Genomic DNA, 14,016 nt, shown 5'->3' with positions numbered 1-14,016 from the left:
GCTCTTTTGATTTTTCCATAAGGTTCTCCTTTTAAACAAATGAAATCTACGTTGATGCTAAATTGTAAAGGTAAGTGCAACTAAATTATTTTTCTATCCAAATATTCGATTGGTGAAAGATAATTTAATATTTTTATCGGTCTTTGATTTAAAGACAATATAAATTTATGAACTTCATTTTTATTAGTTTTTGAAAAAATAAATTTTTTAGTAAATTTTTCTCTAATTAAACCATTAGTATTTTCATTAGTACCTCTTTGTCAAGGTTAATATGGATTGGCAAAATAAATTTTTACATCTAAATTTTTTTCAAGTTGTTGTCAATTTGAAAATTCTTTGCCACGATCAAAAGTAATAGTTTTAACAATGTTTTTAGGAAGAATTGATAAATAATAACTGACATTTTTATTAATAACTTTAGTAGTTCTGTTTTTAACTAATATTGCTAAAGTAAATCGTGATACTCTTTCAACTAAAGTTATTAAACATGATTTGCTTTTACCTCGTGATGATACTATAGTATCTCCTTCTCAATGACCAAGTGTTATACGATCATTAACATTTATATCTCGTTCTTTAATTGATTTATCATTAAACTTGCCACGATTTTCTTTAGATTTTCGTTTTTTACCTTTTCTTCTTAAATTTTTACTAGTAACTTTATCAAGAAAACCCAAATAAATTCAATTATAAATTGTTTTAAAACTAATAACTCACTCTTTATGAAAATTTTTAATTCTGCCATAAATTTGTTCAGGTGATCAACCTAATAGTAATTTTTGTTGTACATATTTTACTAAATTCTTATTTTTAAACTTATGAAAACTAATATGTGATTGTTTTCGATTTTCAGCTTTATTTTGTGCAATTAATGAAAAATAATGATTATTATCTTTATTTCTATTAATTTCTCGAATAATAGTACTAATACTTCGATTAAGATTTTTAGCTATTTCACTAATTTTAAATTTAAATTTCAATTGATTCTCAATATAAATCCTTTCATCTATGCCAAGATGTTTATAACTAATATAAAAACTCCTTACTTTTTTCTAAACTAAATTTAGCATTATGAAATTTTTATATGAGAATTTTTTGCAATTTTATTTACTTGCACTTACAAGTATAATTCAGCATTTTAATACAATCATTTTACATGATTTCTATATCAATAAATAAACATGCTATTAAAATTAAAATAGTAATATTAAAAAATTACTATTAATTTAATATATTCTCAATAAAGAGATAAATTTAAAAATGTTACAAAAAATATCAGAAATTTTAATTAAATAATTATTTTTTGATTTATTCTTCAGGTATTCTATTATATTGTAAAGATTGCGGATCTGTAGCGAAATAATATTTTTTAAATTGATTTTCTAAATTTAAAGTTTTCTTTAATGCAGAATAACAAGTAATAATTAAAAAAACATTAACCGTTAAATCAATAGGATATTTTATAACTCTTAATGGAAAATACATTAATCATAAAGGTGGTAATCCAGGAAATAAGATTTTTAATGCAATAGGATCAGTACCAGTAATAATTAATGAAGTAATAGCATAAGCAATTGGCAAATATCAATAAAATGTCTTTTTACTATAATAAATTTTACTAAAATTTAATACTAAATAGTAAGGTAATATACATCATAAAATACTAGTAAAAGTAAAAAATAAACATGGTGATGCACCACTAGTACTAAATAATAAACCTAAAAAATCACTGGCAATACCACTAAGAAACCCTAATATTCCACCACAAAAGAAACCTATTAAAACTAATATAAAATTACCCAATTTAATTTCAAAATATTTAGAAAATGGTAAACTTTTTAACATTAAAGCACCTGTTGTATTTAAAGAAACAGCTAATGCTAACATTATTCCACTTAAGCAAATAAATTTTATTTGCTTTATCTTTTTTTTATTATCTTTATAATCAAAAACTGTGATCAATAAAAAAGTAATTAAAATTAACAGTCCACTAATTATATTCAATAACAACACATTCATTTAATTACCACCCTTTTTTATCATAATTATTTTCTTTGTTCTTAAATAATTAAGAACATCTGCCAAAAAATAACAAGAACCCGTAATTAAAATTATTTTATGAGGGCTACATTCAATCATTTTTTGATAATCAAAAAATTCACCAGTAATACTATTTAAATTACTATTACCACAAATAATAATATTATCTGATACTTTTTTTAAACAACTAATTAATTTTTGTGGATATTTATTTTTTAAACAAGAAAATATAATTTGTTGAGGAATAATTTTATTAATTTTTAGCGTTTTAATTAATGCTTTAATACCATCAATATTATGAGCAGCATCAAAATAAATAGTTTTATCATTAATTTGATATTTCTCAAATCGTAATCTAATATTAGTATCATTAATGATTTTTAAAGCTTGTTTAATATTAATTTCTAAAAATGTTTTTGAAATTAATATTAAAACTAATTTTTTATTTTCTTGATAGTATGGTTGGTTGATTAATCTTGGAGAATATATAGGTTTATAACCTTCCATATCAATTTGCTTTTTTAATTTATTATTTAAATTACCTGAAATAAAAATATTTTTTGTCGTTGGTTTTACTATTCCTAATTTTTGATGTAATATTTCAGATGTAGTTTTACCAAGTCTATCTTGATGATCTTTACCAATTGAAGTGATAATAGCATATGTTGCATCAATGATATTTGTAGGATCAATTTTTCCACCAATCCCAACTTCAATTATTGCTCATTGCACATTTTGTTCTTGAAAATAAATTAATGCAATTAAAGTTAAAATACCAAAAAAACCTAATTGATAATATTCAATATCATCAAAAATCAAGTCTCTAATGCGAACTAAATCTTGATTACTAATCATTCTATCATTAACAATAATTCGTTCATTAACAAACTCAATATGGGGAGAAGTAAACAAACCAATTTTTTGTTTTAAGGTTTGTGATAATATAGCAAAAATTAAACGTGATACTGAACCTTTACCATTTGTTCCAGTTACATGAATATACTTAATATTATTGTTTAAATATTTTGGACTAATAATTTTTAATTTTTTTAAACAATCTTTATTTGAATATTTAGATATTTTTTTAAAAAATTCTTCATTCATATTTTTAAAATCCTTTATTTAATAATTATTATTATCAATATTAATTAAAGGATTAACGGTTCTTCAAGTCACATAAATTATAATTGAATTAATTATAATTTTAAGAGGTGCTTGCAAAATTCTCATAATTGCTGTTACTCCATAATCCTTGGCATTAGGATCAAATAAAGTCATATCAGCATAAGAGGCTATAAGCACTGTTGTTACATACTCAGCTACTACCGCTAATAAAATAATTGGTAAAATTTCTTTAATTCTATAAATTTCTTTTTTCAATAAATAATAAAATAAAACACTATAAATACTTAATAGGCCAATAATGCCACCACCACCCATAATACTAGCCAGAACATATTTATTAACAATAATTCCTGACATAGAATATGATGATTGCTTACCTGAAATAACAATATACATGCCGCCACCAGCAAAGAAAATAATAAAAAAATTAATTAAAGCAAAAATAACTCATGGATAATCTTTTAGTTTTACTTTAAATATTCCAGCAATTCCTGCCAAAAAACCAGTAAAAATAATACAAAACATATAATAAACGCTAATATATGAAGGAACAAATAACATTACTAAAATATCTGTTACTGCAGCACAAATAATACCTATAATTGGACCAAACATATAACCGGTTATTTTAATCATTAAACCCTCAAAAGCAATTCTAATTGGTGGTAATACTGTAATTGGTATCGTAATAGAAACAATAATAGTTGCCACAACTGATACTGAAGATAACATTGTTATATAAGCAATATTTTTAGTAGTAAAACGAACACCTTTATATTTATCTTTACGAAATCATTTTCAAAAACTATTCATTAAAATATATGCTAACATTATGCTACTTAAAGTAATAATTAAATAAATAGCTGTAGATCTACTAAATAAATTTAAGGTATTTAAATCATATCGTTGAGAAAATATGTGATTAAATATTAAATTATTGGGCATTTAATAACCACCATTCCCGAAATATTCTTTAAAACTATATTAATTTTAACAAATATATCATAACATTGTTTGCTTAAATACATATAATAAAATTAGTATTTTTTTATTTTTATCACTTAATGGGAGTTTTATTTTTTGAAATCAATCAATTATTAGTTTTGCTAAATGGTCTTGAATTAAAAAAACCATTATAAGCAATTAAAGGTGAAGGATGTGCACTCTCAATAATAAAATGTTTTTCTGTATCAATTAGCATTTTTTTATTTCTTGCGTTTTTACCTCATAAAATAAAAACAAGATTAGTACAGTTTAAATTTAAAAATGATAAAACATGATCAGTAAAAGTTACTCATTGATATTGTAAATGACTATTAGGTTGACTTTGTCTGACAGTTAAAGTTGTATTTAAAAGCAAAACTCCCTGTTTAGCTCAAGTTGTTAAATTACCATCATTATCTTTTTCAATATTTAAATCATTTTTTAGTTCTTGAAAAATGTTTTTTAAACTTGGTGGTAATGGAGTATTTGTTTGAACACTAAATGCTAAGCCATGAGCTTGATTTGGCTGATGATAAGGATCTTGACCTAATATTATTACTTTAACCTTTGATAAAGGAGTTATTTTAAAAGCTTGAAATATTTCTTCTCATTGAGGATAGCAAAGATAAGTTTGATATTCCTTTTTAATATCTTCTAATAATTTAGTAAAATATGCTTCTTTATATTCTTGTTGAAAAAATTCTAATCATGAGGAATCAACAAATAAAGTTTTATTATACATTTTTTTCACCTACTACTTATGATAACTTTGATTATTAAGTATTTGTAATGAACGATATATTTGTTCTAATAAAACAACATAACATAATTGATGAGGTAATGTTATTTTACCAAAGGAAATTTTAATTAAATTAATATTGTCTTTTAATATTTGTGCTACACCATTACTACCTCCAATAATAAAACCAATTTTACCTTGTTGATAAATTTGATTTTTATTAATCATATGTGATAATTGTTCACTACTTATTAATTGTCCTGATAAATCTAATAAAAATCATTGATAATCATTATTCTTTGATATGTATTCGGTGATTTTATTGGTTTCAATTTTAATATTATTAGGAATTGAATTTAATTTAGATTCGATAATATTTTTTGTTTCAATATTAGTTCGCTTTTTAATTCGTTCTAAATAATCTTTGGCGGCTGATTTTCAATATGTTTGTGACAACTGGCCAATACAAACAATTTTAATATTTATCATTATAATTCTGAAAAAGCCATGTTATTTATTCTTTCATGAACCACTTTATCTGGGTTACGAAAATAAACATCACCCAAAGCTTTATCAATAGTATTTGGATTAATAACAACTATTTCTTTTTTATTTTTATCAACTCATAAACTAAAAATTACATCAATTTGAATATTAAAATCAATTTTAAAAGTCTTGTTCATTTTTGAATCTTCCATTATAAAGAATAAATGAATTCAACCTTTTTTAAAAAAAGTTTTATTTTTATCATCTTTAAAGTCAGTAATTTTTGGTGAAACAATACTAGTTTTAGCAACTTTTGAAGGGTTTTCTGCTTCTGTTGCTGTTTCATATGTAACATATCAATAACCATAATATTGCTGTTTAGATATATCATTATCAGTTAAACCAAAAACTAAAAGACTTCCATTTGCATCTTTACAACTAAATGGTTCATTCATTACTTTATCTGGATCATTATTAACATTATAATTAATACTCTCATAATTACCTGATTTATATTGGTCACTATTATAAAAATCCCTAGCAGCATCTGTAACTTCTAATGCATTACGATCAATTCTAATTTTGTCTGCTGCTAGTTGCATAAATGCAGTAAGTGGTTTGTATAAAAGTTTAGTATCATATTGATAGTATTTATTATAAACATAATCAACTAACGGATCACCTTCTTTGTTTGATGGCTCGTTTTCAAAATTTGCTTGAATTTTTAAACCATCTCCAGTACCACAAGCCACAATAGTACTCACAGAAGAAGAAAGTAAACTAAGTGTTGAAAATAAAGTGATTAATTTACGCATTTGATTGTTATTCTCCTTAAACTAAATAATAATTAAATATTCACTAAGAATTGTAACTTATTTTTTTATAAAAAGCAAAAGGAAATTCATATAGGTAAAAATACATTTTTTAAAATTAAAATATTAATGTTTATTTTAATATTTTAATAAAAATTATTATTAGCTAAATTGTAAAGGTAAGTGCAACTAAATTATTTTTCTATCCAAATATTCGATTGGTGAAAGATAATTTAATATTTTTCTCGGTCTTTGATTTAAAGACAATATAAATTTATGAACTTCATTTTTATTAGTTTTTGAAAAAATAAATTTTTTAGGAAATTTTTCTCTAATTAAACCATTAGTATTTTCATTAGTACCTCTTTGTCAAGGTGAATATGGATTGGCAAAATAAATTTTTACATCTAAATTTTTTTCAAGTTGTTGTCAATTTGAAAATTCTTTGCCACGATCAAAAGTAATAGTTTTAACAATGTTTTTAGGAAGAATTGATAAATAATAACTGACATTTTTATTAATAACTTTAGTAGTTCTGTTTTTAACTAATATTGCTAAAGTAAATCGTGATACTCTTTCAACTAAAGTTATTAAACATGATTTGCTTTTGCCTCTTGATGATACTATAGTATCTCCTTCTCAATGACCAAGTGTTATACGATCATTAACATTTATATCTCGTTCTTTAATTGATTTACCATTAAACTTGTCACGATTTTCTTTAGATTTTCGTTTTTTACCTTTTCTTCTTAAATTTTTACTAGTAACTTTATCAAGCATTCCAAAATAAATTCAAGTATAAATTGTTTTAAAACTAATAACTCATTGTTTATGAAAATTTTTAATTCTGCCATAAATTTGTTCAGGTGATCAACCTAATAGTAATTTTTGTTGTACATATTTTACTAAATTCTTATTTTTAAACTTATGAAAACTAATATGTGATTGTTTTCGATTTTCAGCTTTATTTTGTGCAATTAATGAAAAATAATGATTATTATCTTTATTTCTATTAATTTCTCGAATAATAGTACTAATACTTCGATTAAGATTTTTAGCTATTTCACTAATTTTAAATTTAAATTTCAATTGATTCTCAATATAAATCCTTTCATCTATGCCAAGATGTTTATAACTCATATAAAAACTCCTTGCTTTTTTCTAAACTAAATTTAGCATTATGAAATTTTTATATGAGAATTTTTTGCAATTTTATTTACTTGCACTTACAAGTATAATTCAGCATTATCATAAAAGGAATTAAATTTTTATCATTGATAATTGCTTTTGCCAATCTATTTCATCTTTAAAAAATCAGATTTATTAATTTTTTGTTGAAATTTCATTGCTTCTTCATATGTTGGTAATTTGTCTTTATTTTCTTTTAATATACTTTCATATGTTGATAATTTATCTTCATTTTGTTCTAAAATTTCTTCATCTAAAATATCGTTAGTTTTTGCATTAAAAAAAATTAAAGACTTCCAAATGATTATTTCAAACGACTAATATTAAAGCATTATGTCCATATTCATTTACTTGATAAAGATTTCATTATTATCTATTAAATACTTAACTATCTCTAAATCATTATCTTTGATAGCTAACATCAAAATAGTGAAACCATCTTTAATTACATAATTTATACTAACACCATTCCTAACTAATAATTTAACTTTTTCTAAGTTATTATTCATAATGACTTGTATTATTTTTTCATTTTTCTTATTAATAAATACTCTTTTTTTCTAATGTACTTTTTTTCTCTTTCTATAAATTAAACTTGATACAATAATAAATTTAATCTTATTAGTTTAAATTGTATTTAATATTTCTGCTTTTGTTTCCAAAGGTAATTGAGATTCTATTAAGCCCATATTCTCTCATTTTTGTTTGCTTGCATTTTTTGATTCTTCTGATAAAGGTTGCTGTAACTCTGGAATTTCAGTACTTATTAATTTTCATACTTCATTTAAAGATGTTAATTTTATTTCTTCTTCATTTAATTTATTTTTAATTTTTTGTTCTTCTTTTTTTGAATTTTTTTTATTTAAACTATTTTTTAAATTATCACAATTTTCAGTAGTTTTTTTAATTTCCATTGCAAAAAAATCTCTAATATTTTCCGATGTTGTAGATAAATCTTTTACTTCATCTTCATGTAATTCCTTTATTGAAATTATTTTTTTTTCTAAATCATTTATTTGAAATTCTAGTTTTTCAATGGTTTTATTTTGTTCCTCAATTTTTTGATCTTGTCAACTAGGCTTCTCATTTTCTTCATTTATTTCGGTTTGGATTTCAATACTTACTAATTTTGATTGATTAATTGTTCTTAAATACTCCTGAATTTTTTCCTTTTTTTCTCTAATTGCATTTTCTATTATTTCTTTTTCTTTTAATTTAAAATTAATTTCTAAAGTTGTGAAATCATTTTTAAATTCATTTTCTATTATTTCATTTTCTTCTCTTATGGTTTCTAAATTATTTTGAATGTTAAAATTTTCATTAAATTTTTTAATACTATCAGCATTTTGTTCTCAATAATTTTCAATAATCTTAATAAATTCCATATTTTCTAATTTATTAACTTCTTTTAAGAAATTAATAAATATTTTTTGATCTTTACTAATATTTTTAATTCATTTTTCTTTTATTTTTTTAAGTTCAAACATCATCGTATGTTTATTTTGCTTAAAAAAATCCTCAATTTTATTAATTTTATCCTCAATTTTTTTTATTTTTTTATCATTAATACTTAACTCGGTATCATGTCTTGTAATATTATATTGTAACTCCGCAATATAATCATTCTTTTTCTTAATATCACTATTCTTTTTTTTAATCACTACATCTATTTCTTTTAAATATTGTTTTTTTCCTTTTTTATCATCTGAAATATTTGGAATAAATATTTGATTTTCAATATTATTTTTATTTTCTTCTAAATCTTGCAAGTAAGTAATTTTTTTGATTTTTATATTTTTCTTTCGTTTTTCTAAATTTTCAATTTGTTTTCTTTTTTCTGCTATCTCTTTCTCATGTATTCTAATTTGTTCTTTTTTTTCTTCTAATTCATTTTTAAATAATTCTATACTTTCTTTCACTTTATCTTTAGTTTTAATAATTTCTTCTTGTTCACTTATTAATTCTTTTTCTCGATCATTATATTTTTCAAATATATCATTGTATATTCTTTCTTCATTTTTAATATTTTTTTTAATATATCGGTTAAATATGTCATCTATTAATTCAAAGAAAAATACAAAATTTTTATCAAATTTACTTTTTAAATCTTTATCTTCATTTAAAATTAATTTATATTCATCTCCACTTTTCATTCTAAATGCTCAAAAAGATAAAATTAATTGAGTCATAACTTCTTCTTTAAAAAGGTTTTCAAAAATTTTCTCTTTTTTATTTTCCAATTCCTCATTTTTTTGATATAGCCTACGAATTTCTTTATTAATTTTTATTTTTAATTCTCGTGTTTTTTTTAAAAACTCTTTTTTATTTTCAAAAATGTTTAAATTTATTGTTTTTAAAAAAATAATATCATTACTTATTGTTTCACTTAAAAAATTAAAAAGATTAAAATAATCTGTGATTTCAGTAAACTCAGTACTATTTTGGCTAACTTTATTAATTTTATTTTGTTCAATTAATGTTTTATTTTTCTCCAAGGATAATAATTTTTCATTTTGTTCTTTAATTTTACTATCAAGTTCTATTAAAAAATAATCTAATTGTCTAATTAATTTTAAATTTTCTTTTTTTTCTCAAAAATAAGAAAAGAAATTATATTTTAAATCATTTCTTAATTCTTTAATTAATTTATCTAAATCAGTTTTTTTATTTTCTTTTAATTGAGTTAATGGTGCTGATGTAGTTGGGTTTTCAAAATCAGTATCTTCTGAATTAGAAAAAAAATTATCTTTTTCATTGTATTCTTTAAAAAAATTCTTAAAAGTTTCAACAACTTCGTCTAAATTTTCATCAGTTAAAGGATAATTTCTAAATTTTTTTATTAATTCATTAAATCAGGGCATAAATCTTATTCTCCTAAATTTTATTTATAAAACAAAAAATCAATTGTTTTTAAATAAAACAATGGGTTTGAAAACTTATATTTTTCAATCTTTTGTGTTAATAACAATAAAACGCTCCTTATTCTAAAGAACTATCTTGATTATAACTAATTAATTTATCTTTTTTTAAAAAAAAGATAAATTACTATTATATGTTTATATAATAAAAATTTATCACAAAAATTATTTTTCAGTTCTGGGTTTCATATGTGGAAATAATAATACATCTTTAATACTATTTTGACCAGTTATTAACATAACCAACCGATCAATACCAATGCCCAATCCACCTGTTGGTGGCATACCATACTCCAATGCTTCAACAAAGTCTAAATCCATAGTTGCTGCTTCATCATTACCACTATTTTTTTCTTTTACTTGCTCTTCAAAACGATTATATTGTTGCAAAGAATCATTTAGTTCCGAATAAGCATTTGCATATTCTCTACCAGCAATAAATAATTCAAAACGATCAGTAAACTCTTTACTATTTTTATTTAATTTAGCAAGTGGTGAAATTTCAATTGGATAATCAAAAATAAAAGTAGGTTGAATTAAAGTTTCTTCAACAAAAGATTCAAAAAATAAATTAATAATATGACCAGTACTATTATAATGATCTGGAATATGAAGTTTATAATTTTTTGCAAGTTTTAATATAAGTTTAAATGTTTTATTTTTTTCAATATTTCTAATATTATCATCTTCAATATTATGATATTTTAAAATCATATCACTAATTTCTTGGAAAATTTTAGTAAACTCTTCATCTTTGATCATAGCTTTTTTAATTGAATCAATCATACTAATTTTTTTTCATGATTTTTCAAAATTTAATATATTTTCATCATATTCTAATGTTAATTTATTATGCACTATATTAATTAAATGTTTTATACAAGACTCTGTTAAATCCATCATATATTTCATATCTTGATAGGCAACATAAATTTCAATAGTTGTAAATTCTGGATTATGTTTTTTACTCATACCTTCATTACGAAATAATCTACCAATTTCATAAACTTTTTCAAAACCACCAACTATTAATCTTTTTAAATGTAATTCAGTAGCAATTCGTAAATATAAATCGGTTTTTAATGTATTATGATGAGTAATAAAAGGTTTAGCGGCAGCACCACCATATACTTCTTGTAAAATAGGTGTTTCAACTTCTAAATAACCTTTATTATTTAAAAAACTTCTTAATTCATTAATAATTTGTGTACGTTGTAAAAATGTTTTTTTAGTTTCTTGATTCATAATTAAATCTACATATCTTCGTCGATAACGTTCTTCAATATCTGTTAAACCATGAAATTTATCTGGTAAAGGTCTAAGTGCTTTTGATAACATTACAATATCATAGACTTGAACTGTTAGTTCTCCTTTATTGGTTTTCATAACCTTACCTTTAATACCAAAAAAATCGCCTAAATCTGCATATTCTGCAAATCATTCAAATTTTTTTTGATTAACATATTCTGGTTTTAAATAAATTTGAAATTTACCTGTTTGATCTTGCAAATGAGCAAAGATTGAGCCCTTTCCCATTTCTCTTTTTGTCATTAATCTACCTGCCATTTTAATTTGATCATTAGGTAAATTAGCAACAAATTTTGCTAACTCTTCTTTATTTTTATTTCTAAATTCGCTATTTAAAGTTTCACAATTATAATTTCTTTCTCAATTACGCCCATAAATATCATAATTTTGCTTATATAAATCTTGTATTTTTTGATATCTTAATGCTTCTTGCTCTGTCAAAATACGTCCATTAATTTCAAGTTTATTTTCTTTCATTGTTTTCATCCTTTGTATTTAAAATAAGTATTTAAAATAAAAAAATTAAATTAAATAAGATTGTTTAGGTTTATACATAATGATATCAATTTTCAATACCAAATTCTACTGTCAACAATTAATTTTAAATTTTATAATAAAACCCTTATATTTATAATAAGGATTAAAGTTTAATTTAAATATTTCTACTAATAGATATCTATAAAAATTAGAGATAATTTATTAAACATTTTTTACTTTCTAAATATTAATTTTGTATAAAACATGTTTTGCTAAAATATCACTTTTATTTATTTTTGGATGATAAAATTCTTTTATTTTTTTCATACCTATTCGTTTCATTACATTTTCTGATTTAATATTTAATATACTAGTAAAACTATAAATTTCAGTTAATTTTAAATTGTTTTTTGCATATTTTAAACATTCTTTAGCTGTTTCTGTTGCTATTCCTTGACCTCAAACACTTTTTTTAAAACGCCAACCAATTTCAATACATGGTCTAAAATCAACAATAAAATCAACTTCGCTAAAGCCAATAAAACCAATAAATTTATTGTCTTTTTTAAATTCAACAGCATAAAAACCAAATCCATTATTATTTAAATTATTTTTAATTTTCAAAAAATATTTTTCTGTATCATCTTTTGATAATGTAATAGAAAAATATTTCATGACATCTTTATCAGAATTTAATAAAACAAGTTCATCTAAATCACTATCTTTTCACTGTCTAATTTTTAATCTAGGGGTTTCAAAAAATATCATATTTTTACTCCTTTGTTATGATATTTTTTCTATTAACAATTTGTTAGTTTATTTAATTAATAATATTAATTTCAATTTATTTCACTTGGTTTCATTGGTTTTTCATTATTCTTTACACTAATAATTTTACCATTTTTAACGTTAATAACAGTATTTGCAACATATTGGAAGTTAGGATTATGAGTAACCATAATAATTGATGTTTTATATTCTCGATTAACATTCAATAAAATTTCTAACACCTTACGCCCCATTTCCTCATCAAGTGCTCCTGTTGGCTCATCACAAAATAAAATTGTCGGATTTTTTGCTAGTGCTCTACCAATCGATACTCTTTGTTGTTGTCCACCTGATAATTGACTTGGAAACTTATTCATATGTTCATCCATTTCAATAACTTGAAAAATATCATCAATACTCATATTTTTATTTTTATTTTTAGCAAGATTTTCACCAACTTCAGCATTTTCACGAGCAGTTAAGTTAGTTAATAAATTGTATTGTTGAAAAATAAAACCAACATTATCTCGTCTAAATTTAGTTAAACGACTATCTTTTAATAAAGATAAATTGTATCCGGCCACAAAAACATCACCAGTATTAGGTTTATCCAATCCCGAAATAATATTTAATAATGTTGTCTTACCACTTCCCGATGGTCCTAAGATAACAACAAAATCACCTAATTTAATTTTTAAATTAACTCCTTTTAATACTTCATATTCTAAGTCTCCAGTTAAGTAAGATTTTTTAACATCAAATAATTCAATAACATTAGTTTGAGTATCAGGAGTATTATTAGTCATTGATATAATTTTACCTGCTAAAATTTCTTTTGAATGAGTTTTTGTTAATTTTTTAATTGCTTTTTGATTATCTTTAAAAGCTTGTAATTTAGCTTTATTAGCTTCTATTTCTTCCTTTGATTCTGGTTTATCATGAGATTTATGAGTTACTGGTGGTATTGTACCTTCGGTTTTAGATACTGACTTCTTTGTAAAAATAGATTCTAATTTATTTTTAGTTACTTGTTTACTTCCAATGTCTTTATCATCTTTTTTAATTTCCTTATTATCTTTTTTCATAATCATTTCTCCTTTTTAATTCCATGCTTTTATAAATAACACACTCATTTTATCAATTGCTTTATCTTGTTTATATAGAAATGCTT

13 protein-coding genes are annotated in these 14,016 nt (G+C 22.2%); all 13 read right to left on the bottom strand.

Annotation, left to right across the window (positions count from 1 at the left end; all coding sequences use genetic code 4):
* Positions 1-266: 266 nt before the first annotated feature.
* Positions 267-1,031, bottom strand: coding sequence for an IS30 family transposase (locus ACICQF_RS00160; RefSeq protein ID WP_395473675.1), 765 nt, complete (start codon positions 1,029-1,031; stop codon positions 267-269).
* A 277-nt stretch (positions 1,032-1,308) separates the two neighbouring features.
* Positions 1,309-1,887 (bottom strand): hypothetical protein, encoded by a 579-nt coding sequence (locus tag ACICQF_RS00155; protein WP_395473231.1) that lies wholly within the window; start codon positions 1,885-1,887, stop codon positions 1,309-1,311.
* A gap of 132 nt (positions 1,888-2,019) precedes the next feature.
* Positions 2,020-3,144: a bifunctional folylpolyglutamate synthase/dihydrofolate synthase gene (locus ACICQF_RS00150; RefSeq protein ID WP_395473230.1), complete on the bottom strand. Its 1,125-nt coding sequence runs from the start codon at positions 3,142-3,144 to the stop codon at positions 2,020-2,022.
* A gap of 18 nt (positions 3,145-3,162) precedes the next feature.
* The gene (locus ACICQF_RS00145; RefSeq protein ID WP_395473229.1) at positions 3,163-4,110 is read right to left on the bottom strand and encodes a hypothetical protein; all 948 of its coding nucleotides are present in this window, start codon (positions 4,108-4,110) and stop codon (positions 3,163-3,165) included.
* A gap of 109 nt (positions 4,111-4,219) precedes the next feature.
* A complete protein-coding gene (locus ACICQF_RS00140) occupies positions 4,220-4,891 on the bottom strand; it encodes a uracil-DNA glycosylase (protein ID WP_395473228.1) in 672 nt (223 codons plus the stop codon).
* Between the two features lie 12 nt (positions 4,892-4,903).
* Positions 4,904-5,377, bottom strand: a complete 474-nt coding sequence (locus ACICQF_RS00135) for a 23S rRNA (pseudouridine(1915)-N(3))-methyltransferase RlmH (protein ID WP_395473227.1) — start codon at positions 5,375-5,377, stop codon at positions 4,904-4,906.
* The gene (locus tag ACICQF_RS00130; protein ID WP_395473226.1) at positions 5,377-6,189 is read right to left on the bottom strand and encodes a hypothetical protein; all 813 of its coding nucleotides are present in this window, start codon (positions 6,187-6,189) and stop codon (positions 5,377-5,379) included. The genes ACICQF_RS00135 and ACICQF_RS00130 overlap by 1 nt, the downstream gene beginning before the upstream one ends.
* Before the next feature lie 186 nt (positions 6,190-6,375).
* Complete coding sequence (locus ACICQF_RS00125) at positions 6,376-7,326, bottom strand: IS30 family transposase (RefSeq protein WP_395473225.1); 951 nt, start codon at positions 7,324-7,326, stop codon at positions 6,376-6,378.
* Positions 7,327-7,721: 395 nt separating this feature from the next.
* Complete coding sequence (locus ACICQF_RS00120) at positions 7,722-7,883, bottom strand: ankyrin repeat domain-containing protein (protein WP_174481339.1); 162 nt, start codon at positions 7,881-7,883, stop codon at positions 7,722-7,724.
* 117 nt (positions 7,884-8,000) lie between these two features.
* Positions 8,001-10,235: a hypothetical protein gene (locus tag ACICQF_RS00115; protein WP_395473224.1), complete on the bottom strand. Its 2,235-nt coding sequence runs from the start codon at positions 10,233-10,235 to the stop codon at positions 8,001-8,003.
* Positions 10,236-10,457: 222 nt separating this feature from the next.
* On the bottom strand, positions 10,458-12,077 hold the full coding sequence (locus ACICQF_RS00110) for a lysine--tRNA ligase (RefSeq protein ID WP_395473223.1): 1,620 nt from the start codon (positions 12,075-12,077) through the stop codon (positions 10,458-10,460).
* A gap of 240 nt (positions 12,078-12,317) precedes the next feature.
* Entirely contained in the window at positions 12,318-12,845 is a 528-nt protein-coding gene (locus ACICQF_RS00105; protein ID WP_395473222.1) for a GNAT family N-acetyltransferase, read from the bottom strand.
* Between the two features lie 65 nt (positions 12,846-12,910).
* Complete coding sequence (locus ACICQF_RS00100; protein WP_395473221.1) at positions 12,911-13,936, bottom strand: ABC transporter ATP-binding protein; 1,026 nt, start codon at positions 13,934-13,936, stop codon at positions 12,911-12,913.
* Positions 13,937-14,016: the final 80 nt, after the last annotated feature.

This window comes from Spiroplasma endosymbiont of Nomada rufipes (genome assembly GCF_964277355.1).
GTDB lineage: Bacteria > Bacillota_I > Bacilli_A > Mycoplasmatales > VBWQ01 > Spiroplasma_E.
Note: the sequence above shows the minus strand (reverse complement) of the source record. Positions and strands in the feature narration are given on the sequence as shown.